35 protein-coding genes and 1 pseudogene are annotated in these 24,473 nt (G+C 59.7%); 16 read left to right on the forward strand and 20 right to left on the reverse strand.

Annotated elements, in window-relative coordinates; genetic code table 11:
* Positions 1-193: 193 nt before the first annotated feature.
* The 9 genes and pseudogenes from FB009_RS00660 to FB009_RS00710 all read right to left on the reverse strand — a co-directional run bounded on the left by FB009_RS00660 (position 194) and on the right by FB009_RS00710 (position 6,736).
* A pseudogene (locus FB009_RS00660) lies at positions 194-490 on the reverse strand (hypothetical protein).
* Between the two features lie 49 nt (positions 491-539).
* On the reverse strand, positions 540-764 hold the full coding sequence (locus tag FB009_RS33055; protein WP_015241478.1) for a hypothetical protein: 225 nt from the start codon (positions 762-764) through the stop codon (positions 540-542).
* A gap of 129 nt (positions 765-893) precedes the next feature.
* Positions 894-1,103 carry a cold-shock protein gene (locus tag FB009_RS00670; RefSeq protein WP_003532639.1) on the reverse strand — a complete coding sequence of 70 codons (210 nt, stop codon included), beginning with the start codon at positions 1,101-1,103 and terminating at the stop codon, positions 894-896.
* 273 nt (positions 1,104-1,376) lie between these two features.
* On the reverse strand, positions 1,377-1,736 hold the full coding sequence (locus FB009_RS00680; RefSeq protein WP_012061392.1) for a VOC family protein: 360 nt from the start codon (positions 1,734-1,736) through the stop codon (positions 1,377-1,379).
* A gap of 93 nt (positions 1,737-1,829) precedes the next feature.
* A complete protein-coding gene (locus FB009_RS00685; protein ID WP_012061391.1) occupies positions 1,830-2,066 on the reverse strand; it encodes a hypothetical protein in 237 nt (78 codons plus the stop codon).
* A gap of 383 nt (positions 2,067-2,449) precedes the next feature.
* Complete coding sequence (locus FB009_RS00695; RefSeq protein ID WP_018009685.1) at positions 2,450-2,803, reverse strand: cyclophilin-like fold protein; 354 nt, start codon at positions 2,801-2,803, stop codon at positions 2,450-2,452.
* Positions 2,804-2,969: 166 nt separating this feature from the next.
* Positions 2,970-4,160, reverse strand: a complete 1,191-nt coding sequence (locus FB009_RS00700) for a (R)-mandelonitrile lyase (protein WP_101795569.1) — start codon at positions 4,158-4,160, stop codon at positions 2,970-2,972.
* 196 nt (positions 4,161-4,356) lie between these two features.
* Complete coding sequence (locus FB009_RS00705; RefSeq protein ID WP_101795570.1) at positions 4,357-5,436, reverse strand: alpha/beta hydrolase; 1,080 nt, start codon at positions 5,434-5,436, stop codon at positions 4,357-4,359.
* A 91-nt stretch (positions 5,437-5,527) separates the two neighbouring features.
* Entirely contained in the window at positions 5,528-6,736 is a 1,209-nt protein-coding gene (locus FB009_RS00710; protein ID WP_080665757.1) for an MFS transporter, read from the reverse strand.
* 105 nt (positions 6,737-6,841) lie between these two features.
* Between FB009_RS00710 and FB009_RS00715 the strand changes: the two genes are divergently transcribed.
* Both FB009_RS00715 and FB009_RS00720 read left to right on the forward strand, forming a co-directional pair.
* Positions 6,842-7,807 (forward strand): LysR family transcriptional regulator, encoded by a 966-nt coding sequence (locus FB009_RS00715; protein WP_145161400.1) that lies wholly within the window; start codon positions 6,842-6,844, stop codon positions 7,805-7,807.
* Positions 7,808-8,070: 263 nt separating this feature from the next.
* Complete coding sequence (locus tag FB009_RS00720) at positions 8,071-8,694, forward strand: hypothetical protein (protein ID WP_018009788.1); 624 nt, start codon at positions 8,071-8,073, stop codon at positions 8,692-8,694.
* Between the two features lie 102 nt (positions 8,695-8,796).
* Here the strand turns inward: FB009_RS00720 and FB009_RS00725 are convergent, their stop codons facing one another.
* Positions 8,797-9,378 (reverse strand): helix-turn-helix domain-containing protein, encoded by a 582-nt coding sequence (locus FB009_RS00725; protein ID WP_012061384.1) that lies wholly within the window; start codon positions 9,376-9,378, stop codon positions 8,797-8,799.
* Positions 9,379-9,539: 161 nt separating this feature from the next.
* Here FB009_RS00725 and FB009_RS00730 point away from each other — a divergent pair, with 161 nt between their 5' ends.
* Genes FB009_RS00730 through FB009_RS00745 form a run of 4 tightly spaced genes read left to right on the forward strand, consistent with a single transcriptional unit; the run spans position 9,540 to position 11,330 of the window.
* The gene (locus tag FB009_RS00730) at positions 9,540-10,022 is read left to right on the forward strand and encodes a fasciclin domain-containing protein (protein ID WP_012061383.1); all 483 of its coding nucleotides are present in this window, start codon (positions 9,540-9,542) and stop codon (positions 10,020-10,022) included.
* A 28-nt stretch (positions 10,023-10,050) separates the two neighbouring features.
* On the forward strand, positions 10,051-10,275 hold the full coding sequence (locus FB009_RS00735) for a DUF378 domain-containing protein (protein ID WP_012061382.1): 225 nt from the start codon (positions 10,051-10,053) through the stop codon (positions 10,273-10,275).
* A gap of 60 nt (positions 10,276-10,335) precedes the next feature.
* Positions 10,336-10,824, forward strand: a complete 489-nt coding sequence (locus FB009_RS00740; RefSeq protein WP_012061381.1) for a TspO/MBR family protein — start codon at positions 10,336-10,338, stop codon at positions 10,822-10,824.
* Positions 10,821-11,330 carry a hypothetical protein gene (locus FB009_RS00745; protein ID WP_102045240.1) on the forward strand — a complete coding sequence of 170 codons (510 nt, stop codon included), beginning with the start codon at positions 10,821-10,823 and terminating at the stop codon, positions 11,328-11,330. Before FB009_RS00740 ends, FB009_RS00745 begins: the two co-directional genes overlap by 4 nt.
* Before the next feature lie 85 nt (positions 11,331-11,415).
* On the opposite strand, the gene FB009_RS00750 is transcribed toward FB009_RS00745, so the two are convergent.
* Positions 11,416-11,814: a nuclear transport factor 2 family protein gene (locus FB009_RS00750; RefSeq protein WP_127580444.1), complete on the reverse strand. Its 399-nt coding sequence runs from the start codon at positions 11,812-11,814 to the stop codon at positions 11,416-11,418.
* A gap of 98 nt (positions 11,815-11,912) precedes the next feature.
* On the opposite strand from FB009_RS00750, the gene FB009_RS00755 reads away from it, so the two are divergent.
* The 8 genes from FB009_RS00755 (at position 11,913) to FB009_RS00790 (ending at position 18,250) form a co-directional block, all read left to right on the forward strand.
* Positions 11,913-12,491, forward strand: a complete 579-nt coding sequence (locus tag FB009_RS00755) for a TetR/AcrR family transcriptional regulator (protein WP_012061378.1) — start codon at positions 11,913-11,915, stop codon at positions 12,489-12,491.
* Positions 12,488-13,219, forward strand: a complete 732-nt coding sequence (locus FB009_RS00760; RefSeq protein WP_102045239.1) for a hypothetical protein — start codon at positions 12,488-12,490, stop codon at positions 13,217-13,219. The genes FB009_RS00755 and FB009_RS00760 overlap by 4 nt, the downstream gene beginning before the upstream one ends.
* 204 nt (positions 13,220-13,423) lie before the next feature.
* Entirely contained in the window at positions 13,424-13,963 is a 540-nt protein-coding gene (locus tag FB009_RS00765; RefSeq protein WP_012061376.1) for a hypothetical protein, read from the forward strand.
* Between the two features lie 60 nt (positions 13,964-14,023).
* Positions 14,024-14,398 carry a hypothetical protein gene (locus FB009_RS32595; RefSeq protein ID WP_162142231.1) on the forward strand — a complete coding sequence of 125 codons (375 nt, stop codon included), beginning with the start codon at positions 14,024-14,026 and terminating at the stop codon, positions 14,396-14,398.
* A gap of 11 nt (positions 14,399-14,409) precedes the next feature.
* A complete protein-coding gene (locus tag FB009_RS00775) occupies positions 14,410-14,856 on the forward strand; it encodes a hypothetical protein (RefSeq protein ID WP_012061374.1) in 447 nt (148 codons plus the stop codon).
* Between the two features lie 499 nt (positions 14,857-15,355).
* Positions 15,356-15,736 (forward strand): ester cyclase, encoded by a 381-nt coding sequence (locus FB009_RS00780; RefSeq protein WP_012061373.1) that lies wholly within the window; start codon positions 15,356-15,358, stop codon positions 15,734-15,736.
* A 154-nt stretch (positions 15,737-15,890) separates the two neighbouring features.
* Positions 15,891-17,189 carry a mechanosensitive ion channel family protein gene (locus tag FB009_RS00785; protein ID WP_101795575.1) on the forward strand — a complete coding sequence of 433 codons (1,299 nt, stop codon included), beginning with the start codon at positions 15,891-15,893 and terminating at the stop codon, positions 17,187-17,189.
* Between the two features lie 134 nt (positions 17,190-17,323).
* Positions 17,324-18,250: a hypothetical protein gene (locus FB009_RS00790; protein WP_162304036.1), complete on the forward strand. Its 927-nt coding sequence runs from the start codon at positions 17,324-17,326 to the stop codon at positions 18,248-18,250.
* A 36-nt stretch (positions 18,251-18,286) separates the two neighbouring features.
* Here the strand turns inward: FB009_RS00790 and FB009_RS00795 are convergent, their stop codons facing one another.
* The gene (locus FB009_RS00795) at positions 18,287-18,727 is read right to left on the reverse strand and encodes a PACE efflux transporter (RefSeq protein WP_012061370.1); all 441 of its coding nucleotides are present in this window, start codon (positions 18,725-18,727) and stop codon (positions 18,287-18,289) included.
* A 91-nt stretch (positions 18,728-18,818) separates the two neighbouring features.
* Between FB009_RS00795 and FB009_RS00800 the strand changes: the two genes are divergently transcribed.
* On the forward strand, positions 18,819-19,712 hold the full coding sequence (locus FB009_RS00800; RefSeq protein ID WP_024311199.1) for a LysR family transcriptional regulator: 894 nt from the start codon (positions 18,819-18,821) through the stop codon (positions 19,710-19,712).
* A gap of 169 nt (positions 19,713-19,881) precedes the next feature.
* On the opposite strand, the gene FB009_RS00805 is transcribed toward FB009_RS00800, so the two are convergent.
* The 5 genes from FB009_RS00805 to FB009_RS33060 form a co-directional block, all read right to left on the reverse strand.
* A complete protein-coding gene (locus tag FB009_RS00805; protein WP_018209908.1) occupies positions 19,882-20,103 on the reverse strand; it encodes a DUF4287 domain-containing protein in 222 nt (73 codons plus the stop codon).
* A complete protein-coding gene (locus FB009_RS00810; RefSeq protein WP_012061367.1) occupies positions 20,100-20,585 on the reverse strand; it encodes a VOC family protein in 486 nt (161 codons plus the stop codon). Before FB009_RS00810 ends, FB009_RS00805 begins: the two co-directional genes overlap by 4 nt.
* A 26-nt stretch (positions 20,586-20,611) precedes the next feature.
* Positions 20,612-20,794, reverse strand: a complete 183-nt coding sequence (locus tag FB009_RS00815; RefSeq protein WP_101795579.1) for a hypothetical protein — start codon at positions 20,792-20,794, stop codon at positions 20,612-20,614.
* Positions 20,795-20,865: 71 nt separating this feature from the next.
* Positions 20,866-21,132 carry a hypothetical protein gene (locus FB009_RS00820; protein WP_101795580.1) on the reverse strand — a complete coding sequence of 89 codons (267 nt, stop codon included), beginning with the start codon at positions 21,130-21,132 and terminating at the stop codon, positions 20,866-20,868.
* 75 nt (positions 21,133-21,207) lie between these two features.
* Entirely contained in the window at positions 21,208-21,390 is a 183-nt protein-coding gene (locus FB009_RS33060) for a hypothetical protein (RefSeq protein WP_225996806.1), read from the reverse strand.
* Between the two features lie 685 nt (positions 21,391-22,075).
* On the opposite strand from FB009_RS33060, the gene FB009_RS00830 reads away from it, so the two are divergent.
* Positions 22,076-22,897: a class I SAM-dependent methyltransferase gene (locus tag FB009_RS00830; RefSeq protein ID WP_102045238.1), complete on the forward strand. Its 822-nt coding sequence runs from the start codon at positions 22,076-22,078 to the stop codon at positions 22,895-22,897.
* 11 nt (positions 22,898-22,908) lie between these two features.
* On the opposite strand, the gene FB009_RS00835 is transcribed toward FB009_RS00830, so the two are convergent.
* The 3 genes from FB009_RS00835 to FB009_RS00845 all read right to left on the reverse strand — a co-directional run bounded on the left by FB009_RS00835 (position 22,909) and on the right by FB009_RS00845 (position 24,459).
* Positions 22,909-23,184, reverse strand: a complete 276-nt coding sequence (locus FB009_RS00835; protein WP_012061363.1) for a hypothetical protein — start codon at positions 23,182-23,184, stop codon at positions 22,909-22,911.
* A 342-nt stretch (positions 23,185-23,526) separates the two neighbouring features.
* On the reverse strand, positions 23,527-23,898 hold the full coding sequence (locus FB009_RS00840) for a DUF488 domain-containing protein (protein WP_012061362.1): 372 nt from the start codon (positions 23,896-23,898) through the stop codon (positions 23,527-23,529).
* Positions 23,899-23,976: 78 nt separating this feature from the next.
* A complete protein-coding gene (locus FB009_RS00845) occupies positions 23,977-24,459 on the reverse strand; it encodes an EF-hand domain-containing protein (protein WP_012061361.1) in 483 nt (160 codons plus the stop codon).
* Positions 24,460-24,473: the final 14 nt, after the last annotated feature.

Genomic DNA, 24,473 nt, shown 5'->3' on the forward strand with positions numbered 1-24,473 from the left:
GTCTCGCCCGCCCACGATGAACAAGGTCTGGCTGAGAGGATGTGTGCGCCACGCCGCGCGAGCGCCAGCGGAGAAGGAGATGGAGACTGCACGCAGCAGCTCGGATGACCCTCCTTGTGGGCCGTCACCCGTCATGTTGCGCGTGAGGGTGAGTCCGTCCTGTTGAAGGTGGTCGTGGCACATCGGCAGAGATTTATGCCGTCCGGGGTCGAGGGTCAGATTGCTCGAAGGTGAAGGAGGTCAGGAGATTTGTGACAATATTGGTCGCCTTCTCCTTCACCAGCGTTTCGGTCCATTCATTCGTTCCTCTCAGCCTGAGGTCGCTGTAGATGCTGTCTACCGCACCCTCTTCGAGACGCTTTATATGTGCCGTGAAGGCGACTTCACCATGAGATTGCTAGAGGTCACGGACGACCATGCGGAGGATTTCCTGCATTGCGATCTGCCATGCCGTCGTGCTTGCCTGAAGTTCGAGCCTATCGTCTGCCACGGGATTTCCTGCATTGGGGGATTACCTGAGTGCGTGGTGAAGCCGGCGATCACGCCGGTTTTGCCCGCCTCGTGATGAGAGCCGAGGTTGCTCTCGCACGGTCATCCGACTCTTTTGCCAGCCGGGCCTCCCGCAACCGAGCCGTCTTCGCGTCGCGGGCCTGCGCTACGAAATCTTGCTCTTCCACTGCCTGGCCTCTGGCAAAGAACTGGCTTTGTACCTTGTTGAAAGCGCTTTCCGCCCGTTGACGAGTCTTACTGAACGTCTGTGCCATAGGTTTCCCTTTCTCGGGGTCGGCCGTTCCATCGGCCAAAAAAAAAGCCGGGCATCACGCCCGGCCTTAGTTGAATCATGCCCTCGACAGTGCCAGTACATCCGTGGTCAAGGAGAGCAGGTACCGATATTAGGCAGCCTGGAGATTGCAGGCCGACATCTTGCCCGACTTATTGTCGCGCTCCAGCTCGTAGCTGAGCTTCTGGCCTTCGACAATTTCGCGCATGCCTGCACGTTCGACAGCCGAGATGTGGACAAACGCGTCAGCGCCGCCGTTATCCGGCTCGATGAAGCCGAAGCCCTTGGTAGAATTAAACCATTTAACTGTGCCAGTGGTCATGATGAACCCTTTCGTAGCATTGGTGATCGACCGCGATGTTGGTGACATCGTGGATGGTGATAGCGATTTTTTTTAAAGGAAAGGTTCGTTCAGGCGCGGTGCCAGTCGCGCGGTAACCAAAGCTCAGCAAGAAAAAGATCGATAAACGTCAGATAGTGGCTTGCAGTCAAAATGTCAACCAGTAGTTTTGATGACGTAGCGCTTAAGGCGGTCACCGGTGCGGCGAAGTTAAGCGCAAACTTTCATTCGCTCACATGCAGGACCCGTTCGCCATCAATCCTGCGCCGGCTCCCACAGCTCGACTGGATTGCCTTCGGGATCATGAATCCGGGCAAAGCGACCTACCTCCGAGTTCCATTCATTCCGCGTTTCCACCGCGATTCCACTTGCCGTCAGGCTGGCCACCAGCCCATCGAGATCATCAACGCGGAAATTGACCATCCATTGTTGTTCCGCTCGACCGAAATAGTCGGTGTCCTTCGAGAAAGGACCAAATATCGTCATCCCGGCCTCCTGCCGCCATACCGACTTGTGCAGGTCGTCAATACCGAGATGCTTTTGATACCATTCGGCCAGGCCAGCCGGGTTCGCCGCCCTGAAAAACAGACCGCCGATTCCAACGGCTTTCGGCATAGAGCTCTCCTCATCTTGATTCGCGTTCGAAGGCGAATACTGGGTGATCAGGTCAATCGTCTACTACGGCCCGTCTGACGACATGCGACGGCTTCACGAAGCCGAGTATTTGACCGTTACGCCGCGCTGCCGAAAGTAGGCCTGCATGAGCTTCCTGCCAGAACGGTTGTTCTGCACGAGCCTCGCCGGGTCAAAGACGGCCTCTTTCAACCCCTCGCGCGTCAACGCTGCCTTGAGAGTCGCGATATGCGTGTCGATGTCGGCATTGTCCGCTTGGAGCGATTCATAAATGCGGTTTATTGCATCTGCGACGGTCGGTTCGCTCACCATTGCACTCCTGTTGTTGTTGTTGTTTGGCGCTGGCGCTTACCACATTTTTTGGCTTGACCCTAGAGGACGCTCTGTTTCCAACAGCATGACGTCATTGACGATCTAAAGGAAGCGACCCCTCGACGTCCAAGCCCTCCTGTTCATCAATCAGCATCCTGAATGCAGCTTGGGGAGGTTGCCCGGGCTTCCCGGTTGCACTGACGACGATGTCTTCTTCGGCCGGTCGGTTGGTCCGTCGGGATCGAACGCCAGCGGCCAGAGGTTATCGGCGGTCGGTGGCTCTGCCGACTACGCTGAAGGGCTCGGTCGCGGCGCCCACGCGATGCTATGTAGCCCCGTCGTCGTCTGTACCGTCAGGAGAGATCGCGTGATGAACGACTGTCTCAGTCGACCGCCTCCAGCGTTACGGTAACAGATCCCGGGCGATCGAAGATCGAGACGTCGCCTGCAACCTTGCCGAGAACAATGATGCCGGGTGAAGGGACGCGGCCGGTCCGATAATAGATCACAAAGTGATCGGAACTCCACAGGCCGAGCGTGCCGACGGAAAAGTCGCGCTGCCGTGGCAGCTCAGGCAGGCTGGAGGGCAGATTTCCCGTCTTTTCCTGGCGGAAATGGTCGGACATGTCGATCGTCAGTGGCAGCATCTGCGCTAGGGACTTGGCAGCTTCGTTGTCGGCGAGGTCCGCGGTAACCTCGCCCCATGCAGAAGAAATTCGGATGCGTTCTTGAGGCATGACGGGTCCAACCACTCCCAGTGCGATAACAGCAGAGCCCAACATTGTTTTCAGCATTCGTTCGTCGCTCCGTTTCGTCTGCGGGACAGACTTCCATCCAGACCGTTCGTAAGGTCTCCGCCGCCGCCTGAAGCGCAGCCAGTTCGCGCCACTAGCGGTGCCGGTTCTACTCTCGAACGCCCTTGCCGTAGTCCTCGTCGGACACCTTTTCCATCCACGTGACTGAGCTTCCATCGAGCGCCTCGGCCACTGCGAAATGCGTCATCGGCCCGGTGCTGGAGGCGCCATGCCAGTGCCGGATCAGCGGTGGGATCCATACCACGTCTCCCGAACCTACTTCCTGAACTGCCTCACCTTCCTTCTGAACCAGGCCGCGCCCGCTCACGATGAACAAGGTCTGGCCGAGAGGATGTGTGTGCCAGGCCGTGCGAGCGCCGGCGGAGAAGGAGACGGTTGCCCCGCCAATGCGCGCGGGAGCGTCGGCTTGATAACGGCCCGAGATCTGGACGGTACCTGTGAAGTACTCCTCCGGAGCTGACGCAGAACCAATTCCGGCCGGAGTAATCTTCAGATCTGCCTGGGAAGCGCTCACCTGAGTTCCTTGCCTGTTATTGAGAACCTGCTTGAGAACGGGCACGGCGGACATGGCTCTCGGCCAACCGGCGTAGAAAGCGACATGCGCCAGTACTTCTGAAGCTTCTGACGGCGTCAAGCCGCTGTCCATCGCGCGTTTGGCATGAAACGGCAGTTGTTCCGGCTGACCAACCGCGATCAGAGCGGCGATCGTCACCAAGCTACGGTCGCGCGCCGACAGATCCGGGCGCTGCCACAGATCGCCGAAGAGCACGCGGTTGGTAAGGTCGGCCAGTGCTGCCGCCGTTGGTGCAACCGTGGTGCTGACCGTCTCGCTCCGAGCCGCCTCGGCTGCGGCTTCCAATTCTATGCGCGCCGCCTCGCTGTTCTTGACGGGTGCAATCTGGCGCTCATCGAAAACCTTCTTCGTCTCCGTCACGGCGGAGATCGCGTTTGGCCAACCGGAGTAGAATGCAAGATGAGTGATGAGTTCGCCGATCTCTCCAGGCTTCACACCGTTGTCCAGGGCCCGGCTCACATGGGCGCCAATCTGCGCCGTCTTGCCCGTCGAGACGATCGCCGAAAGGGTTACGAGGCTCCGGTCGCGAGACGGGAGCTCTGTTCGTTCCCAGACTTCGCCGAACAGAACATCGTCGGTGAAGTGGCCGAGACCCGGCGCGACGTCATAGACGGCCGGTGGAGCGATCTTTCGCCGCTCTTCCTGCGCCTCCACAGCGGTGGCGGCGAGAGCCGAGATAGCAATGCTTGCGGCAATGTACTTCATCTTCTTTTCCTCAAGCCTGTTCCAGGGTTGGCGGGACCACGTAAAACGCGGTTCTGCCGAATGATGCCGAGGCCGGTGGTCAGGAAGGCGAAGTCCCTCAGACCGGGCCGGCGTCTCCTGATTCAGAGGGTCAGGCAGCGTGATGGCGACAGCGGAGAGCTGACCGCTGACCGCCGGTCCAATGGCGCGGCTTCACCTAGGCCAGATGCTGCCCGAAGAACTTGGCGATCCGGTCGAACGGGATCTTGTCCATGCGGTCGTAGAGATCGGTATGGTTGGCGCTCGGGATGATCATCAGCTCCTTTGGCTCCGCTGCGGCGGCAAAGGCTGTTTCGCTGAAGTATCGCGAATGGGCGTTCTCGCCGTGGATGAGCAGAAGCGGGCGCGGGGAAATCTCGGCGATGTTGGTCAGGATCGGCATGTTCATGAACGACAGGGGCGTGGTCTGCGTCCAGGCATTGCCGGAGTTGACAGCGCGCGGATGGTAGCCGCGGGGCGTCATGTAGTAATCGTGATAGTCGACCAGGAACTGAGCCTCGCCTCCCTTGAGTACATTGTAGGGCGGCTGATAGGCTGGCCCGTTCTTCTCCGCGTCCGCCCAGCGCTGGCGGCTCAACTGCTCCAGCGTCTGCGTCCGCTGCTCCTGCGTGACACTGTCGTTGTAGCCTTTGGACATCAGACGGGTCATGTCGTACATGGTGCTGGCCACGACCGCCTTGACGCGCTTGTCAGCGGCGACGGCGTTCAGGGCCATGCCACCCCAGCCGCAAATGCCGATCACGCCGATCCGCTCGCGGTCGATGGTGGGCTGCAGTCCCAGGTAATCGACCGCGGCACTGAAGTCTTCCGTGTTGATGTCCGGCGAAGCGACGTTGCGTGGCTCGCCACCACTTTCACCGGTAAAGGAAGGGTCGAAGGCCAGCGCCGCGAAGCCGCGTTCGGCCATGGTCTGAGCGTACAATCCCGAAGATTGTTCCTTCACGGCACCAAAGGGGCCGGCGACCGCAAGAGCTGCTAAGGGTTGACTGCCGCGGTTCTTCGGCAGGTAGAGGTCGCCGGCGATCGTGATGCCGTAGCGGTTCTTGAACGAAACCTTCTGGTGATCGACGTTCTCGCTTTTCGGAAACACCTTGTCCCAGGCAGGGCTCTGGGCGAACGCCCCTGTTGCCGTCACAGCCGGGATCATGCTTATCGCCGCGACGGCGAGGCCTGTTCCCTTCATCAGGTTGCGCCTGCTGGTGTTGCAAACGTCGTCCGTGTCAACGTGCTCGCTCATGGTAGAATCTCCTTTGCCATTGGGGTAGTGGTGCAGGGACGGGACAGCTACGGCGCCGCCGGAATTCGATGTGAAGAGAGTGTTTTCCTGCTCATGATGCTCTCCTGGCCGAAAGCCATGCGGCGAAGGACGCCAGGGAAGAGCCGAACAGAAGCAGGGCGCTGAGCGAGAAGGTCGACCACCAGCCGAGAGCGTCGAAGAGAAGTCCGCCGAGAGACGCTCCGGCGGTGATGGCGAGCTGGATCACAGCGACCTGGAGTCCACCGCCTGCCTCAGCATCATCGGCAAGAACACGGCTCAGCCAGGTGCCCCAGGCCACCGGCGCTGCGGTCCCGAGCAAACCCCAACCGATGAGGGACATGACGACAGGGGTCCTCATCTCACCGATGCCAATCATTGCCAAAGCGATACAGGCCATGAGGAACGGAATGACGATGAGAATGCTGAACAGGCGATGAGTCAGCAGCCGGCCGACGAGCGATGTTCCGGCCACTCCCGACAATCCCATCACGAGAAGCATGAGCGAGAGCGTCTCGATGCCAAGGTGGGTCACCTGCTCCAGGAACGGCCGCAGATAAGTGAAGAAAGCAAACTGCCCCATGAACAGCAGCAGGATTGCTGCCATGCCCAATGCGACGGGTGGACGCGCCAGCAGCCGGAGGACGTTCCGGGATGCGCCATCGCGCCGGGGCGAAAGCGTCGGCAGGCTGATCCATTGCCAGATAAGCGCAAGCAAGCCCACGGGAACCACGAGAAAGAAGGCGCCGCGCCACCCGATATAGGACCCGAGGAGACTTCCCAGGGGTGCGGAGATGGTGGCCGCGATCGCATTGCCCGCATTGAGCAGTGCAAGTGCCTTCGGCACCTGGTCGCGGGAGACGAGACGCATCACGATCGACGTGGACATCGACCAGAAGCCGCCGATGGAAATTCCAAGCAGCGCGCGACCCAGCATCAGCATGGGATAGGAAGGCGCAAAGGTAACCGCGACCCCAGACAGCATCAGCAGAAACGTCAAGGCCAGCACGACCACGCGCCGATCGAGCCGCCGGGTCAGCGCGGCAATGAAGAGGCTGGTGAAAACCGCGAAGATGCCTGAGATGGAGATTGCCTGGCCCGCACTCCCTTCTGAAACACCGAGATCAGCGGCGATCGGCGTCAGCAGGCTCACGGGCATGAACTCCGAAGCGATCAGCACGAATACGCACAATGTCATGGAGAACACGGCGCCCCAGGCCCTGGGCCTGCTATGGATGTTCTCGTTGTAGGTCAGCGTCATGGTGTCGGTCCCGATTGGCATTCCGGTTCTGCCTCCGAGAACAAGATAATGCCGACGGACTTTGCGAACTATCCGTGCTAATCCGGATGGACCTATCGAAACTCAATATTAATCGAGGGGCGAGTGATGCAGCGCGAGGATATGAAGGATCTGCTTTGGTTCCTGGAGGTGGCAAGGGAGCAGAGCTTCACCAAGGCTGCGGCAGCGCTTGGAACGTCGCAGTCGACACTCAGTTACACGATCAAGCAGTTGGAAGCGCGCCTCGGCGTCCGGCTCCTGACGAGGACCACGCGCAGTGTGGCGACGACGGAAGCAGGAGAACGCCTGTTTCAGTCGCTTGCTCCCCGATTCCAGCAGATCGAGGCGGATCTGGTGGCACTCGTCGCCTTCCGGGAAAAGCCATCCGGCACGGTTCGACTTACGTTGTCAGATCATGCCCTTCAGACGACGGTATGGCCGAAGCTGAGCCGCGTCCTCTCAGACTATCCCGACATTCGGCTCGAGCTCTACAGTGACAACGGCATGCGCAACATCGTGGAGGAGCGCTTCGATGCTGGTGTCCGGCTCGGGGAGAGCGTCGACAAGGACATGATTGCAGTGCGGATCAGTCCGGACTGGCGTCTTCGAGCGGTGGCGTCACCGGAATACTTCACCAAGGACATGATTGCAGTGCGGATCAGTCCGGACTGGCGTCTTCGAGCGGTGGCGTCACCGGAATACTTCACCAAGCATGGCATTCCAACCACGCCGCAGGATCTGGTTGGGCATGTATGCATCAACATGCGCCAAGCAACATGGGGCGGGTTCTATTCATGGGAGTTCGAGAAGGACGGTCGTGAACTGCGGGTCAGGGTAGACGGGCAACTCAGCTTCAACTCTTCGATCACTCAGGTCGAGGCAGCCTTGGAGGGGTACGGAATTGCTTACGTCCCTGAAAATCTTGTCGAAGAACACCTCGCGGTGGGGAGACTCCGGGCCGTCTTGGACGACTGGAGCCAGCCTTTCACCGGCTACCATCTGTACTATCCGAGCAGACGCCAAATGTCTCCGGCAATGACCGTCATCGTCGAAGCACTCCGTCATCGGAGCTAGGAGGTGGAGAGACCCTGGGTCATCACTCCGGCAGCTGCCGAAGAAAGGTCTCACCGACGACGACTACGTCCATGAGAAAGGTGTCGGCTACGTGCATCGCATCTCGCGCGGGGCGGCCCCAAGCAGGATGTCGAGCATTCAACAGGGCGGTACTCGCTCATGAACTGGCCGCGCGCCCTGAAGAGCCGCGCCCCCTGAAGAATTGAGTAGCGGTACCAGCAAAGCGGTTGAAGAGGGCTCCCGCCGGATCCATCTCTACATCCATGGCAAAGCATAAACAGAACGTCGACTCCGAGCTTATCAAGACATGGTCACTCCCGACGTCGGTGACGCTCGGGTCGGCGGTTCGCGCCAAAGGTATCTTGCAGGAAATCCGCGCCCGGCTTCCTCTCGCAGTTCGGAAGGCACTGGTTCTTGAAAGCGCGGTCCTGACCATGTCGATGCCGGACACATCGAGAGCGATTTTCCGCGCGACCTCAGCATCCGTCACTGGAATGCTCTCCGACATGGAAAGCCTCCCGGTCATCCCCCGGGAGATCGAGGATATTCTGGCGATCTCGACATCGGAACGCCGCCGCTGGCTGCAAGATGGCCGTCTACCGTCGGCCGGAACGCGTACGGTCAAGCTGCGCGGGCGTGCGCGTCAGATAACCTTCCACGTATTCGATCCGGCCGTGGTCATGGACATTCTCGATCGCGGGGCCGTCGATGAATGGCGCGAAGACGATATTGTCGCAGTAGCCGAGAAACGTCGTCAGTCGGCCATGAAGGCGAAGCTGACGAGATCACTCAGGAAAAAGAAGGACAAGCCCGCGCCGAAGGATGGATCGACCTCGTCTCCGTTGCGCGGATGGGACGAGTTCGATGCCGACGGTTTCTTGAAATAGTCGACCGAAGACCGGGGAGTCCCGACGAACTACGAGGCAGCAGCAGCCGTTTGCTTCGCTGCTGATTGGGATGAGTTTCAGGGATACTCAGTTAACGGCGGCCTATGAAGTCACAACAATCGCGGTTGAGATTTCTTTGCCTTCATGGCGGTAACTGTGCGGAACGCTCGAGTCGAAATACACAGCGTCCCCCGTATCCAGCGCGCACTCCTTGCCATTCACATTGACTATAAGCCGACCGCTGAGCACGTAGATGAACTCAGCGCTGCCATGTTGATGCGGCTCTGAGGGCGGCGAATCGACCGGGAATTCGGCGTAGAACGCATCCATGCGGCGGTCAGAAGCGGGATAGTCCAGGCTTTCGAATAGAAAGGCTGGGTGCTTCTCGCCTGGCGGGCTAGGAAGTTTGAGACGCTGCTCCTTCCGGACAATCGCGATGAGCGGCTCCTCCTTATCCACATTGAAGAAATGATCGAGGCCGACGCCGAAAACCATGGCGATCCGAAGCAGCGTGGGCAGTGTTGGAAACATCTGCCCGCGCTCGATCTTCGAGAGCATCGCAGGCGAGAGCCCTGTATGGCCAGCCAACTGCACCAGTCCCAGCTTCTTTCTCAGGCGCAGGGCCTTAATACGAGGGCCGATTGCGTAGCGCTGGAGCTCGTTAGACAGCGTATCAGAGAGCACGTCGCAAACTCCTTTTCGTTTCGGGAAACTATCACAGCGACATTTGTCCTCACAAGAGAATTGCCTTTCTGCTCACGACAATTTTACTGGTAAGAAAACATGTTTTCACCACATGAAAGAACACGGTGCAATTCGCACCCGGTATCGAGAGGAGAAATGCCATGAAGTTGAATAGCCTTTTGTTCGCTGCAGCGATCACGCTAGGCAGTGTCAGCGCGTTCGCGGCGGACAAGGATGTCGTCGACACCGCCATGGAGGCGGGTCAATTCAAGACGCTGGGTGCCGCGCTCGAAGCGGCAGGCCTGGTCGCCACTCTCAAAGAGACGGGTCCGTTCACGGTCTTTGCTCCGACCGATGAAGCTTTCGCCAAGTTGCCTGCCGGTACCGTCGAAAACCTGCTGAAGCCGGAGAACAAGCAAAAGCTCGCTGAGATCCTCACCTACCATGTGGTCGCCGGAAAGGTCATGGCTTCGGACGTGGCGGGTATCGATGAAGCGAAGTCGGTAAATGGCAAAATGATCGACATCGAGGTCGAGGGCTCCAACGTCAAGGTCAACGACGCCGCCGTAACTGCTGCCGACATTGCTGCCTCGAACGGGGTCATCCATGTCATCGACAAGGTGATCATGCCGCCGGAAGGCTGACCTCTCATCCTCGAATTGGAGAAGAACCATGAATTTTATCAATATTTTCACGCTCATTCTCGTAATCGTAGGCGGACTGAACTGGGGTCTGGTCGGACTACTTGGCTTTGACCTCGTGGCCGCCATCTTCGGGGCTGGCTCGGGGCTCGCCCGGATCGTTTACATCCTGGTAGGGCTATCGGCGGCCTGGCAGATCATTCCCCTGTTTTCTGTCATGGGCTCCGGCGCGTTCGCTGCCAACCAGAACCGATAGGGACAATGGAGGGCCTCGCTTGCCTCGCCGGCGGGCCCCTCCATCTTTTGCAGAATGGACATGCATTCCCTTCTCGTGCTGGTCGCCTTCGAGGTCGCGAGCTTCGCTGCGGCGGCTACCGGCGTGATCTTTAGGCCAGGCGACTGGTACAAGCAGCTCAACAAGCCACGATGGCGCCCGCCCAATTGGCTATTCGCCCCGGTCTGGGCGGTTCTCTATGCATCGATTGGACTGTCGGGCTGGCTCGTATGGCAAGAGGCAGGCATTGCTGGCGCAGCACTGCCTCTCGGTGTCTATGCAGTCCAACTTCTGCTCAATGCTGCGTGGACGCCGATCTTTTTTGGACTTCACCGACCCGGGCTGGCCGCGGTGGAGATCATGGTGCTTTGGGCTGCGATCCTGGCGACGACCGTAATGTTTCACCCCGTGAATGCGGCTGCTGCCTTGCTGCTTGTTCCTTACCTGGCGTGGGTGAGCTTTGCAGCGGCACTTAACTTATCCATCTGGCGGCGTAACCCTTCGAAAACACTGTCGCAGAGTGCCCGATGAGAGCCCGGTGGGTCGTCGTGAATGATCGGATGCAGCAAGGCTACCGGTACGCTCTCGTTGCGCCAATCGGCCGCGACTTTCATCCCGATTTCCGGCCAGACTTAACACCCGCCGAGATGCTTGCGCTAGGCGTGTTCGGCGGCAAGTACATGACCGATTGTCGCGACGAATTCCCCAACAGCTGGTTTGTAGGGGCCCGGCTGTCGTCGCTGCGAAAAGATCCGTCAATTAACTGTTTCGGTGTCGACGCCAGCCAACCGCTCAGCGTTTGGCGAGCGAAGGGATGGATACATCCCGAAGATCCGCGTGGCTGGTTCCAGTGGTACTGCCGCTACCACCAAGGTCGTCGCATGCCCGGCGAGGACGAGCGACAGATCGCCCGTTGGAAAGCTCTTCGCCGCCATATCGCTCAGCTTCGCCGAGCCTGCGAGCCTGGGGATTGCTGGTGCCGGCCGCGGCAGCGCCAGGCTCTGCTGCATTGGGCATATGACAGCCGTTCGATTTAACCATCATGCCGCTGACGGAATTGATACACCGAGTTACATCCACGTGGCAGCCACCCGAGAGGATCGCCGGTGCGCGAGCAGAACGTCAGCCCCCCTTCACGTATCCCAGACCCTCGATGATCTTTCCGTCCCGGACGCGCATGAGGTTGACGCCTCGAATCCGATCCGCTTCGCGCTCGCTCCAGCGAAGCTGCCAGCGGATGATCCCGCGATCGCCCATCACGGAGATATCCTCGGCTTTGAAGACGAGGTCGGCAGACGATGCAATGCCCTTCCAGAAAGCGAGGCAAGCCTCGCGCCCTTCGTAGCGCGCTCCATCCGGGGCCGGGGCCGTATTTTCGAGAACACAGTTCTCGCCGATAAGATCGTCAAGGTCCTCGGGGCGATGCTTCTCAAATGCGTTGTTGAAGCGTTCCACGATTTCGCGGGTAACATTGCTTTCACTCATTTTAAGCACCTCCTTTAACGAAGTAGCCGCCGTCATCACTGGGGAAACGCCTGACCGGTCCAACGCCAGCGCTATATAGACAGATCGGTCTGTCTACTATTGAAATATACAGACCTGTCTGTTAGCATCAAGCGATGAGACAAAAAAAATCCGAGAACCAGCCTGAAGCAAGTTCCGCGCGTCGTCGTTTGCTCGACGCCGCGACACGGCTTTTCTACGAGGGCGGAATCCATGCTGTCGGTATCGACCGCATCATCGCCGAAGCCGGTGTCGCCAAGGCGACCTTCTACAATCACTTTCCCTCGAAGGATGACCTCGTCGTCGCCTATCTCGAAGAGATAGATCGGCTCGGCCGGGCGGCAGTGGCCGCGCTTCCGAAGCAACCTCCTCGGAAAGCGATTTCTGCGATCATGGGACGTATCAGCGAGGCCGTGACCGCGGGAGGCTGGCGGGGGTGTCCGTTCCTCAATGCGGCGGCGGAGTATCCCGATCCGGCCAGCCCCGTGCGGCAGGCGATCGATGCGCGTCGCGCTTGGTATCACGACAGCCTCGAGAACCTTCTGGCAGAGGACGGCGATCCAGCTCCTTCCGTCACCGCTTCCCTCCTCGTCGCGCTCTCGGACGGTCTCCTGGAAAGTGCCTATCTGGATGGCGCTGAAAGCGTCCCCGCCCTTGTCCGCGAGGCAGTCGCTCGACTGCTGGACCGCCGATGAGCGCCGCTCGCAGCCAAGGGGGCACCGGTCTGCGGCAATTCCTGGATCTCCAGCAGCAGCGCGATTGGATAGACGGCAAGACGATCCTGCCCGACGCCGAGGAGCGTTCGCAATCCATGGAACTGCGTTTCAAATATGCCGCGCGGTTCGAGAAACTGCTGCGCCGGCAGCAGGCGCCCGAGGTTCTGGCGGTTCTCAGGCGCTACGGCCGCGACTGCATCCCGATCCCGCACCGAACGGAGCGCCACTACTGGTCGGTCTCCTGTCTACCGTCGACGCCGGGCAAGGCGCTCGTTCGCATCAATGCGAGCTGGATGGAGCTTTTCTCGCTTTATGCCGACGGCGAGGGCATTCGCGCGCTTTTCCTGGTGCATCTTTCCGATTTCACCACCGATCATTCACTCGATCACGGGCAAGTAGACGATGCTTTTATTGAGCGCTGTGTCGTAACACCGGAAGACGTCAGCTATTTCTTTCCTCCCGGCGAGGACATATTCGGCATCAAGGCCCGCGGCTTCTCGTCGATCTGCAAATTCATCGCGCAGAGCAGAGCGTTGCGGGCGATCCGGACGTTCAACCTGACGCACATGAACCGGGGACGGAACGCCTTTCAGGCGAGCCACTGCTACAGTCTGGCAGATCACATGCTGAGTGATGGGAACGCTGAAGAACGGCAAACACACGCAGCCCGCGGCGGCTCCAGAATGAAGAAGAGTCCAAGGGAATAAAACGAACGGGTCGCCAGGGCGTTGCATCCGAAATTGACGCTCGGACCTATTCGCGCATCTGACGGGCTAAGGTCCGATGGAGCCTTCAGACTTTTTTCCAGCGCACCTTCGGTCCGAGGTCCAAGGCCGGAACACGCCATGCTGGTCCGGGTTGGTATGCAAGGTTGCAACCACAAGACCTTAAATTGAGGAAAGGAACCCCCAATGCGGTTTTTCATTAAGACGGCCCTTGCGGCAGGCTTGCTTGCGGGCACCACGCTCGGCGCTTTCGCGCAATCGAGCACGACGATCGGGACCGGCGGCACCAGCGCCGGCGGCGGTACGTCCAGCAGCACCGTCGGGACAGGCGGAAGCTCGGCTGGCGGTAATTGCGATCCTGGCACCAGCGATTGCCAATCCGGCTCCGCATCTACGCTTGGAACAGGCGGATCCTCGGCCGGCGGCGGCACGTCCAGCAGCTCCGTCGGCACGGGAGGCTCTGCGGCCGGATCCGGTAGCGGCGGCTCCGCTTCGACCATTGGTACTGGTGGCTCCTCTGCAGGCGGCGGAAGCTCGAGCAGTTCCGTCGGAACCGGTGGTTCGGCTGCTGGATCAGCTGACGGACCTTCGGATGAGACGACAGGCAGCGTCCAAGGCGATGAAAACAGTGCCCGAGACGCCGCCCAGGACGATGAGAGCAACAAGAATTGTCCTCCTGGCCTGGCCAAGAAGGACGGCTCCACGGGCGATCGCCCGTCCTGCTAACGTCAATCAGCTGGCTTCGGAGCGCCCGAAGCCAGCGTTTTCCAGATGGGAGGAGACCCGATGACCTCCAGTTCATTCATGATCCCAGTCGTCACGGCTCTATCTGCGGCCATGATCGCCGTCCCTGACCATGCAGGAGCGAAAGAAATCAAGCTTGATGACGGCTCTACTTGCATGATCATCGAACAAGAATCGTCGGAAGGAGGCGGTGTTTCGTCGTCCGTCACTGTCGGCTCCGGCAGCGTATCCTCGTCCACCACGGTCGGCGGCGGTGCGGCTGCGAGCGGCGGGTCCGCCACCAGCAGCGCCGGATCCTCGGCGACGAGCGGATCCTCCGATGGAGAGAGCTTCGCGACCGCGAGCGTGACCCGCCCCGACGGCACAACGATCACGCGCCGTTCGGATGGGACCTGCGCAATTATCAAGCCAAAATGAAAGGAGCTGTCATGCTTCGAAAATCGTTGCTTGCAATTTTTGTCGCGTCAGCAACGGTCGCCGCGACGCCGGCGGCCGCTCAGGAATGCGACGCCGCCGGAACTATCGGCTCCGGCGGCAGCGCAGCGGCCGGGGGCACCTCGGCCAGCACGGTCGGAACCGCGGGCACATGCAGAACCGATAGCGGAACGACCTCGTCGATTGGCGCAGGCGGAAGCGCCGCAACATCGGACGAAAAGGCAAAGAGTCGGACAAAGATAAATGAGAATCCCTCGCAGTTGCAGGGACAATCAAAGGCTCAGGCCATGGACAAGGGCACATTCAGCAAGTCGCAGACCAAGACCAAGGTCACAGAGGATGGACTGCAGAGCCGGACAAAGACCATGTCCCATGTGCCGGGAGAGAAGCCGACCCAGAGCAAGACGAAAACCATACTCCCGTTGCCGCAGCAACAGTAACTGCGGCAGCCGTCGCGTTGCCGTTGGGAGCACTTCGGAATTAATGCGTTACGCTCCTTCGCGTGCGGGAACAAAGGCAGGCCTTGAGAATTAATGTGCTGCCGAACAATTCGGCATTCAGGTCCCCCAACCTGTTGGCGGTGCCCGCGCCAGTCCCCCGCGCGGGCACTCGCAGGCTTAGAGGCAGCAGCCATCGCATATGTTCGCGAACACCAGAATGTCTCCGGCATCGATCGAAACGGCAACCCCGATGTGGGGCTTCTCCTATCGCAAGGAAACATCGTGCCGTCGGCCTACGGGTTGACTGAAGCGAGCGGCTGTTTGGTCGGGCTGCGCCGCGCTCGACCGCGCTGTTTCCCCTTCCGGTCGGTCTCAAGCGGCTTGGCCAATCGGCGTAATCGACCTCGCTGACCAGGCCGGCCGCGATGACTGGACCGCCAGTCGTCAGATGGCGAAACTCCCAAGCTTCCGCCCCGCCGCCCGCAAAGGAAGGGATATAATGCTGCACGCGTTTTATCGTGACTACATTGATTGCCTGAATCGACAGGACTGGGATCAACTTGGACGGTATGTTGCCGGCGATGTCAGACACAATGGCCGTCTCTTGGGACTGTCTGGCTATCGGTCGATGCTCGTAAAGGATTTCGAGGATATTCCCGACCTGCTTTTCAAGATCGATCGTTTGGCCTGCGAACCGCCCCTCATCGCTGCAAGATTGAAGTTCGACTGCTCTCCGAAAGGCAGTTTCCTTGGACTGGCAATCAATGGTCGGCGCATCTCCTTCGCAGAAAACGTGTTTTATGAAGTGACAAACGGCAAGATTGCCGATGTATTTTCCGTCATCGATAAAACAGCGATCGAAGATCAGATCGGAAAGTGAACCACGTCGGGAGAGATCATGCGAGGGCGTCCGGGTGATGAAAATCGTCCCGCCGCCATAGATATAGACGACTATGCTTTTGCACACGGCTGCTTCGGTCTAACATTACTAAACCGGAAGGTTGGATTGCGAAGCTATCTCGAGAGGCTCAGTCGTGGATTTCGTGCAGATTTTTCGCCCGCTTGAGGCCTGGTTCCGGACATTCGTGCTCAGCGAATGGACATTCTACCAGCTTGGGATAATCGCGGCCGGTTATATTTTCGCCTCCCTCGTCGCCTCCATAACCGAGCCGGCATTGGAGACCAGGGCTCGCCGCATCAAGGGCAACCCGGATCTGCTGCGTGTGATCATCGCCTTCATGCGCCGCCTGAAATGGCTTTTTCTGACCATCTGGCTGTGGCTTGCCAACGTCGTTCTCACACAGAGTACGTGGCCATCGCAGCGATGGCTTGTCTCGACCGCGCTGACTCTGGCGGCCGCCTGGTTCGTCATTTCCGTGCTGACCAAGATCATCCGCAACCAGACACTGTCGCGCGTGGTCGCCGTCCTGAGCTGGGGCTACCTTGCGGTTTATGCCACCGGCCTCGAAGGCCCCGTCCTGTCGACGCTGGACGCGGCCGCCGTCAATCTGGGCGCGATGCGCCTTTCGCTGCTGATCGTCCTCAAGGCAGTCGTTCTGACGGTCGCTCTCATCTGGGTCGCAGTGCTCGCCGGCAACGTGCTTTCCCACTGGGTTCAACGTTCGGGCGACCTTTCGCCGTCGTTCAAAGTGCTGATCAGCAAGCTCATCAAGATCGTTCTGATCATGGTCGCCGGCGCAATCGCATTGTCCGCGACGGGTATCGATCTCACGGCGCTAACGGTCTTTTCGGGTGCTGTCGGTGTCGGAGTAGGCTTCGGACTGCAGAAGGTCGTATCCAATTTCATTTCCGGGATCATCATCCTGCTCGACAAGTCGATCAAGCCCGGCGACACGATCACGCTTGGAGACACGTTCGGATCCATTCGCGACCTGCGTGCGCGTTTTGTGTCGGTCATCACCCGCGAGGGGAAGGAATTCCTCATCCCCAATGAGGACTTCATCTCGCAGCAGGTGGTGAACTGGTCCTTCTCCAGCGATTACGTCCGTATAGACGTCGATTTCGGCACGTCCTACGACAGCGATCCGCATGAGGTGGTGCGGATTGCCATCGAAACCGCATCTGCCGTTCCCCGCGTCGCCAACAACTACAAGGCGCCTGTCTGCTGGATGACGGCGTTCGGTGCCTCCTCGCTGGATTTCCGCCTGCGCTTCTGGATCTCGGATCCGGCCAACGGTTTGACGAATGTACGCGGCCAGGTTCTGCTGGCATTATGGGATGCGTTCAAAGCGGCGAAGGTATCAATCCCCTTCCCGCATCGAGAGATCATCATGAAGACGCCGGTGGAGATTCAGCGGCCGCCACGAGCATAGGCTTGGTCGTGCCTTGCCATCGCCGCTCGGTTCACAGGCGCCCTGTCACGTGCCGGCAAATCCAGCGGTTGACAATTTTGATGAAAATGCCCCTCTTGCATTGCCTCGCAACCAGATTTGAGAGGCGCAGGTTCATGCAGCATTTTCCGTATATAGGCTCCGGTCCCTATTGCTACGCCAATGCGTTCGCGATGATGTTTGGCCAACACGCTCCATCCACCGCTGTTATCGAGTTCGCCACCGGCAGCCCTTTCGGGATGCAGCTCGTCGGCGGGTGCCTGCCCTTTTTCGATCCCTTCGGCTGGACGCCTGAGGGTGGCTTCGATGCTGCTCTCGATGCCATGGGCTGGACGTCATCTGTCACGAGCGGCGGCAATGCCGCGGACGCAGTCGAGCGACTCCGATCCGAGCTCGTCCATAGCCCAGTCTGGGTCGGTCCGGTAGAGATGGGCTGGCTGCGGCACCAACCGGGCAAGGACGGCCCGATCGGCGCAGATCACTATGTCGTCGTCATCGGCCTCGCGAACGATTGGGTGCAGTTGCACGATCCCCAGGGATACCCATTCGCGACATTGCCGATCGGCGATTTCCTGACCGCATGGCAGGCGGAAACCATCGACTATGGAACGCCCTTCACCATGCGTTTCGGTTTCCGACAGATGCGCGTGGTCGACGAAGATGACGAAATCAGAGCGTCGCTGCCTGCCGCGATCAGATGGTTGTCGATGCAAGAGCCGCGACACATGCCCGAAGGCACCATCGGCAATGGCGAGGCGGCCGAGGCATTGGCGAGCATGATCGACGCGGGGTGCGACGAAGACTTGCGTGCACACCTGATCCATTTCGCAATCCGCGTTGGCGCAAGACGGCTCGCCGATGCCGCCACTTGCCTTTCCCGGATCGACTATACGGACGCTGCTCATATTGCCTCGGAGCAGGCCGCCCTGACTGGGGCATTGCAATATCCCCTGGTCGCCGGCAACGACGCGGAAGCGGCAGACCTGCTCAGGCGTCTGGCGCCGACTTACCAGCGCCTGCTGGAGGCTTTGCGGCTGCACTGATCCTCGCGGGCGTACCTATTCCCCCTCCCCAGGCTTTCATGCGTATTCGGCTCGCGGCGCGCCCGGGATCGGGAAGACCCGGTCATAGGCGAGGTTGAAGACGAAATTATAAACCAGATAGAAGGCTACAATGGCGAGGTCGAGCTGCAATGTTTCGAGCAGGCCCATGTTCAGGTACCAGGCGATTGGTGGCAGCAGGATCGCCAACAGGCCGATCTCGAACAACACGGTGTGCACGAGACGTATTCTGAAGGTCTTCGTAGTGGACCCGAACATACGGCGCATGCCGTGATCGAAGCCGAGGTTGAACAGGAAGTTCCAGATCGTCGCAATCGTGGCGGAGCCGATGCCGACGACACCCATATGCATGATCGGCTTATGGAACAGATAGGCCGCGAGCGGCGTGACGATCATCAAGCCGATGACCTCAAACAACAAAGTGTGCCGGATCCGGTCCGGGAACGTGCGCATCTTCACGATGCATCTCCTTTTGAGCTGTGTTGATCTGCGCGCTTTATATCTCTATTCCTGGCGCCACAAAGTTAGATCCTATCTGGAACTGAGATAGATGACCGTTTCAATGGAACAGCTGGAAGCCTTTGTCGCGGCGGCCGAGCACGGATCCTTCTCGGCGGCTGGCCGGGCATTGCGCAAGGCGCAATCCGCCGTCAGCACGCAGATATCGAACCTTGAGGAGGATCTCGGGCTGGAGCTGTTCAGCAGGCGGGGCCGCAACCCGACCCTCACCTCGGCCGGCGAGCGGCTGTTGTCGGAAGCGAAGCTGATCCTCGACAGGCGTGAGCATCTGATCGGCGTGGCAGCCAGCTTTGAAGCGCATGTGGAAAAGCGCCTCGTGGTCGCTATCGACGAACTGTATCCTGAGCATGCGTTGGGCGAGCTGTTTGCCGAGTTTGCCGTGCAATTCCCTCATGTCGAGCTCGAACTGCTGTTCCCGATGATGGAAGACGTCAGCCGCCTCGTGCTTGACGGGAAAGCGGATATCGGCGTTATGTGGCGGCAAGAGGATCTGCCCGCGGAGCTGGGCTTCCATACGATCGGCTGGGTGCAGTTGAATCTGGTCTGCGGCAAGAGCCATCCGCTCGCCAATTCGGTGGTCGACTGGGAAGATCTCAAGCGGCATCGGCAGATCATGGTCACGGTGCGCACAGAAGGTATGGAGCGGCACCGCCTTCGCGTGGCAGCCGAAGTCTGGTGGGTCGAGAGCCATTGGGTGATCCTGCAGATTCTAAAGCAGGGTATCGGCTGGGCCCTCATTCCTGCTCATATTATTGCGAGGTCGCCGGTTGCGCAGGATCTCGCGATCCCGGCGCTTCAATTCGACGACGGCGCGCATCCGGTGGCGCTGGAGCTGGTCTGGCACAAACAACGCCCCACGGGTCCGGCCGCGACCTGGTTGCGGAAGCGCTTCGCAACCACGAAGATCGATATAGTCGCGGAGTGACGGGGCCGCGAGCAGCAGCTGGCGGCGCTTCCCGTCATGGTAATCGGCATGAGGTGGTTTACCGGTGAGGCACTTCTGATCGAGTGAGGACTGCTGAACCTCCATCAAACAAGGTCGAATGGGCTTCGGGTCGGAAGCAGCATTACGGTTCGTCTTGCACCACACGCCGTCAAGAGGCTGGCTGCTTGTCTTCCGCGAGAGTGTACGCCACGATCGCATTGGCATGGCCGTGGCCAATGCCGTGCTCGCTCTTCAGCATGCCTACAAGTTCCATGTGCCTGGCAGGATAGCGCTTCCGTACGAGCTCTTGCCAGTCATCGATTGGACGGCCGTATTTCCTCTCGATCGATGGAAAATAGGAAGCAGGTCCTTTGATCGTCTCGGTGGTCATCGCGCGTCATCCCCTCTTCGTGCCGCATCGATCACAGCCACGTCGATTTTCCGCATCGTCATCATCGCGTCGAATGCGCGCTTGGCTTGTTCGCCACCAGCTTGAAGCGCCTCCATTAGAGTGCGAGGTGTGATCTGCCAGGAGATGCCCCACTTGTCCTTGCACCAGCCGCATTCGCTTTCCTGGCCGCCATTGCCGACGATGGCGTTCCAATAGCGGTCTGTTTCGTCCTGATCCTCGGTGCTGATCTGGAATGAAAAAGCTTCATTGTGCTTGAATGTCGGGCCGCCGTTCAATCCGACGCAGGCAACACCTGCCACCGTGAACTCGACAACCAACACATCTCCCTCTTCTCCGTCCGGGTATTTGCCGGGCGCGCGGATGATGGCTTCGACCTTGCTGTCCGGGAAGGTGCCGGCATAGAAGCGGGCGGCTTCCTCAGCGTCCTTGTCGAACCACAGACAAATGGTGTTCTTAGACATCGTGTCGTCCTCCTGATGGTTGTCCTTCAGATCGAGAGCCCGACCTGATCATACAATGACGCACCAGCCGCCAGCGATCCGACAGCATGATCGAATTCGCTGCGCTTTTTTTCAAGACAGGTCGATGCCTGGAGAGAGACTTCGCCGAGGGAATTCACTTGCGCCAAGGCACCGCAGTTTGGCTCGGCTTCATCGTCCAGCGGCGTCAACGCAGTTGTTCGCTGCAAACAGCAAAACCTTGCGGCTGTTTTCCAGCCAGGCCTCAGCGATCATCGGCTGGTTAGGGCTGCTTTTTAGCGACCCCGAATGCCAACCTTTTCGTTTTTGTCAGAAATGCCCTTAACTGTTCCGTGGGAACTTCCGTAACGATCTCGGAAATTTGACTGTCCTTCTGATGAATGATGGGGGCGTCGGCCCAGAAGGTCCTCTCAGTCTCGACGGCGACCCTGAGGGCGACCTCCCGGACCACACCGACGGGCCCGTTGACTTCCATGCCCAGGAAGAGACGGCCGGGCTGTTTCTCGGAGCAGAAGACGTTGAGTTGCATCTCACGTTCGACATCGGAGACGGTTCTGACGAATGCCTCGAAACCATCATCACGGAAATTGATCCGCCACGCGGACTACGCCAGGGGCATTTCGCCGGTCAACACTTTCAGCACCCGCGGTTCGCTTCTCACAAAGCCGCTCAGGTCTTCGGTCGGATAGTTCGTCAGGCCCCAGCCCTCGGCGTCCTCTCGGGAGGACCAGAGGATGCTTTCCGGTGCGACATAGGTGACGAATGCAGCGATGCTGCCGTGAGACACGCCATGCTTCACCGCATGTCGACTGATAGCCTCGTTACAGGCTTCGTCCGGGACGCCCCCGCGGGAACAGGAATGCTGCCCCAGCGAGCCGCGATCTTCGACCGTGCGCGTCTTACCGGCAATGAAAACGATCGAGGCACAGGCAGAGGCGCATCTCGCACCGTCCGGCGACGGTGTGAACCGGCCTTCTATCCAGGAGCGATGAAATCCGAAGTGCCTCGCCAACCGACCCGTCGGGGCTGTCGAGAAGCAGAACAGGTAATCCGTAGGGCAAGGCCTCAGCCTGAGCCAGGTGCGCTGCCAGTTTCCGTTCCTTGCCCCGGTCGATCGGACCGGTGAGCTTGACGACCCGATGTTCACGCCAGGTGACGACCCCGACATCTGCAGCGAGCGCGCCTCCGCATAAGTATTCTCCAACATACATGGACAGGAGAATACCAAAGATGACACCCCTTACGCAGATAACCCCCCTCACAATGCCCCCCGATATCTACGCCCCATTGGTGAGGATTACGCGATCGGTAAGCTTATTGCAACCATAGAGAGTAACTGCAGAATGAGGAAAGCTGGCTTCCGCTTTTCGCCGCTCGGCTTTCGGGTACGACCGTCGACAATCTGCTCCGGCGGAATGTTTCCATTTAGACAAGAAAGGCTTTAGATTGAAGGCGCGGCAAGGGAGGCCCCGATGACATCCAGCTTCAACGTGCATGATGCGGCCGGATACGAACAGTTGATGGGGCGCTGGAGCCGTAAGCTCGCGCCGATATTCATCGACTTTGCAGGCATTGGCGATGGCGAGAGGGTTCTGGATGTCGGGTGTGGGACCGGCAGCCTCACCTTCGCGCTCGCCAAGGCAGCCAATCTCCGAGAAATCGCCGCGATCGACTATTCGCCCGTCTTTGTGGCGGAGGCAGCCCGGCGCAACACCGATCCGCGCATAAAGTTCGAGGAGGCTGATGCCTGCGCTTTGCCCTTCGACGATGGAAGTTTCGACCGTGCTTTCGCCCTGCTCGTCCTTCACTTCGTGCCCGAATCCGGCAAAGCTGTCGCCGAAATGCGCCGTGTCGTGCGGAGCGGCGGAGTTGTCGCGGCGGCGGTCTGGGACCATCTCGGCGGAATGCCCGGCATGCGCATGATGGTCGATACGGTGGCGGCACTCAGTGAGGGCGGGCGGCAGTTGCGCGCCCGCTATTGCTTTCAGCCGATGGTGCAACCGGAAGAGATGAAACGGGCTTTTGCTGCGCAGGGGCTCATGGACGTTGCGGAAACCCAACTGATGATCCGCATGGACTATCGGAACTTCGATGATTACTGGGCGCCAATTGCCGCCGGCGAAGGGCCGCTCGGCAAGTATGTGGCGGTGCTCGACGCAGAGGAGCGATCGCGCACGGAAGCCGCCGTACGCGACGCCTATGAGGCCGGCGGCCCCGACGGCCCCCGCTCCTTTGCGAACGTAGCCTGGGCGTGCCGCGGTACAGTTCCGCCCACCAAGGTCGATCCGACCTGAATCGTTGTGAACTAATGCAGAACCGGCCGCGCTCCATCCCGGAACAGCGCAATCAGCGAAATACCGTGCTGTAAGAGTAGTTCTGCAGCCGGGAGATCCATTGTCGCGACGTCTTCGGCACAACCACTTATGATTCTGGCGAGACTGATCGAGTTTGCTGCAAACCGCTCATCGCCGATTTCCTGCGCCTCATCCGCGGTCGCTTCAAGCGCGTCCGCGACGAGGGTCATCAAGTTGGCGCGCTCGCGCGGCGTCATGTCGTTCAGGGTCTTGGCAGTGTCCCGCATTGCTGGCTCCTTTTATCATCAAGGCGGCATTCGTCACGCGCGGCGGGTCGGCCGGACGGATATGTGCCACGGTCATTGTTGGAGTACGGGGTCGAAGCTTTCACTGCATAGATCGGTATCAGGCACTGCGAATGCAAGGAATGGCACCTATGCGGCTACCGCATGCCCTTGCTGATGCTGGCAACAAGGGCCTGTTTGATACGTGAACAAGGGCGGTCGCTGTCAACGCATTCAGAGCAGGATGAGAAGACGGTGCGCGCTTATTACCGCCGCATCCCGCTCTGCCTTTCAGAATCGATTGCTCAATGATTTTAGGCCGATCCGGCCTGAAATCATAGTGATTTAAGAAGCTTCGACCCCTCGCCGCACCAGCCATGCCTTCAGCGCAACCGCATTGTTGCGCGCCTCGTCGCGCGCTGCGTAAAGCAGCGTTACCGGTCCGCGCGCCATCAGGCCGCCTAGCTCCACGACGGCCGCCTGCGCCGCCGCGCCCTCGAGCTCCTCCGCATAGTTCGCGCAAAACGCGGCCCAATCCTCGGGCTTCCCATGGAAGCGCTTCCGTAGCGCGTCACTGGGGGCAATGTCCTTCAGCCAGAGGTCGATCTCAGCCTTCTCCCTGGCGATGCCCCGCGGCCAAAGGCGGTCGACGAGAACGCGCATGCCGTCGGACGCCTCCGGCGCCTCGTAGACCCGCTTCAACAGGAGTGATGCCATTCGAACTCCGCGAGAAACCCCGGTCGGGCGAACCACTCCGGAGAAGAGAACCGCTTCATCGAGCGTAACTGAGCCTTCCTAATTACGGAAGAAGCCCTGTATCTCGTCCGGCGTGACCTTGCCGTCGCGGTTGATGTCCACCTTGTCGAATATCCGTTTATGGATGGTGCTGATCTCTTCGAAGGAAAGGGCGCCGTCATTGTCCGCATCGGTGATGGCGAACATGACCTTCATCATCTGCCGATGCATCATCTGCCGGTGCATCATCGCGCCTCCCATTCGGTCGCGGTGCCGCATCCGATCGCCGTGCATGCGGTCGCCGCGCTTTCCGTCGCCTCGGATCATGTCCTCGCGCATCCTGTCTGGCTGTTCCTGTAGGGCAGCCCCTCCGGTCCCCTCCTCATCGCCGGTTGGCATATCCGGCTCGATGACCTGGTCCGTGGCCGGCATTTCCCCCGTCGGCGGTACCGGAGCGGGTGCCTGCGCGACTGCCGCGCTTGTGGTGCCGATGGCCATGAGAGCGGCAAGAGCGGCCGCGGCGGGAAATTTCATTCGTGACATTTGAATCTCCTCCC

Origin of the sequence: Sinorhizobium medicae (assembly GCF_007827695.1) — a bacterium.
Taxonomy (GTDB): domain Bacteria; phylum Pseudomonadota; class Alphaproteobacteria; order Rhizobiales; family Rhizobiaceae; genus Sinorhizobium; species Sinorhizobium medicae.

Coding starts and splice junctions, on each gene's coding strand:
- FB009_RS33055 (WP_015241478.1), bottom strand. CDS start 764: ATGGCACAGACGTTCAGTAAGACTCGTCAACGGGCGGAAAGCGCTTTC.
- FB009_RS00670 (WP_003532639.1), bottom strand. CDS start 1,103: ATGACCACTGGCACAGTTAAATGGTTTAATTCTACCAAGGGCTTCGGC.
- FB009_RS00680 (WP_012061392.1), bottom strand. CDS start 1,736: ATGCCGAAAGCCGTTGGAATCGGCGGTCTGTTTTTCAGGGCGGCGAAC.
- FB009_RS00685 (WP_012061391.1), bottom strand. CDS start 2,066: ATGGTGAGCGAACCGACCGTCGCAGATGCAATAAACCGCATTTATGAA.
- FB009_RS00695 (WP_018009685.1), bottom strand. CDS start 2,803: ATGCCTCAAGAACGCATCCGAATTTCTTCTGCATGGGGCGAGGTTACC.
- FB009_RS00700 (WP_101795569.1), bottom strand. CDS start 4,160: ATGAAGTACATTGCCGCAAGCATTGCTATCTCGGCTCTCGCCGCCACC.
- FB009_RS00705 (WP_101795570.1), bottom strand. CDS start 5,436: ATGAGCGAGCACGTTGACACGGACGACGTTTGCAACACCAGCAGGCGC.
- FB009_RS00710 (WP_080665757.1), bottom strand. CDS start 6,736: ATGCCAATCGGGACCGACACCATGACGCTGACCTACAACGAGAACATC.
- FB009_RS00715 (WP_145161400.1), top strand. CDS start 6,842: ATGCAGCGCGAGGATATGAAGGATCTGCTTTGGTTCCTGGAGGTGGCA.
- FB009_RS00720 (WP_018009788.1), top strand. CDS start 8,071: ATGGCAAAGCATAAACAGAACGTCGACTCCGAGCTTATCAAGACATGG.
- FB009_RS00730 (WP_012061383.1), top strand. CDS start 9,540: ATGAAGTTGAATAGCCTTTTGTTCGCTGCAGCGATCACGCTAGGCAGT.
- FB009_RS00735 (WP_012061382.1), top strand. CDS start 10,051: ATGAATTTTATCAATATTTTCACGCTCATTCTCGTAATCGTAGGCGGA.
- FB009_RS00740 (WP_012061381.1), top strand. CDS start 10,336: ATGCATTCCCTTCTCGTGCTGGTCGCCTTCGAGGTCGCGAGCTTCGCT.
- FB009_RS00745 (WP_102045240.1), top strand. CDS start 10,821: ATGAGAGCCCGGTGGGTCGTCGTGAATGATCGGATGCAGCAAGGCTAC.
- FB009_RS00750 (WP_127580444.1), bottom strand. CDS start 11,814: ATGACGGCGGCTACTTCGTTAAAGGAGGTGCTTAAAATGAGTGAAAGC.
- FB009_RS00755 (WP_012061378.1), top strand. CDS start 11,913: ATGAGACAAAAAAAATCCGAGAACCAGCCTGAAGCAAGTTCCGCGCGT.
- FB009_RS00760 (WP_102045239.1), top strand. CDS start 12,488: ATGAGCGCCGCTCGCAGCCAAGGGGGCACCGGTCTGCGGCAATTCCTG.
- FB009_RS00765 (WP_012061376.1), top strand. CDS start 13,424: ATGCGGTTTTTCATTAAGACGGCCCTTGCGGCAGGCTTGCTTGCGGGC.
- FB009_RS32595 (WP_162142231.1), top strand. CDS start 14,024: ATGACCTCCAGTTCATTCATGATCCCAGTCGTCACGGCTCTATCTGCG.
- FB009_RS00775 (WP_012061374.1), top strand. CDS start 14,410: ATGCTTCGAAAATCGTTGCTTGCAATTTTTGTCGCGTCAGCAACGGTC.
- FB009_RS00780 (WP_012061373.1), top strand. CDS start 15,356: ATGCTGCACGCGTTTTATCGTGACTACATTGATTGCCTGAATCGACAG.
- FB009_RS00790 (WP_162304036.1), top strand. CDS start 17,324: ATGCAGCATTTTCCGTATATAGGCTCCGGTCCCTATTGCTACGCCAAT.
- FB009_RS00800 (WP_024311199.1), top strand. CDS start 18,819: ATGACCGTTTCAATGGAACAGCTGGAAGCCTTTGTCGCGGCGGCCGAG.
- FB009_RS00805 (WP_018209908.1), bottom strand. CDS start 20,103: ATGACCACCGAGACGATCAAAGGACCTGCTTCCTATTTTCCATCGATC.
- FB009_RS00810 (WP_012061367.1), bottom strand. CDS start 20,585: ATGTCTAAGAACACCATTTGTCTGTGGTTCGACAAGGACGCTGAGGAA.
- FB009_RS00820 (WP_101795580.1), bottom strand. CDS start 21,132: ATGCAACTCAACGTCTTCTGCTCCGAGAAACAGCCCGGCCGTCTCTTC.
- FB009_RS00830 (WP_102045238.1), top strand. CDS start 22,076: ATGACATCCAGCTTCAACGTGCATGATGCGGCCGGATACGAACAGTTG.
- FB009_RS00835 (WP_012061363.1), bottom strand. CDS start 23,184: ATGCGGGACACTGCCAAGACCCTGAACGACATGACGCCGCGCGAGCGC.
- FB009_RS00840 (WP_012061362.1), bottom strand. CDS start 23,898: ATGGCATCACTCCTGTTGAAGCGGGTCTACGAGGCGCCGGAGGCGTCC.
- FB009_RS00845 (WP_012061361.1), bottom strand. CDS start 24,459: ATGTCACGAATGAAATTTCCCGCCGCGGCCGCTCTTGCCGCTCTCATG.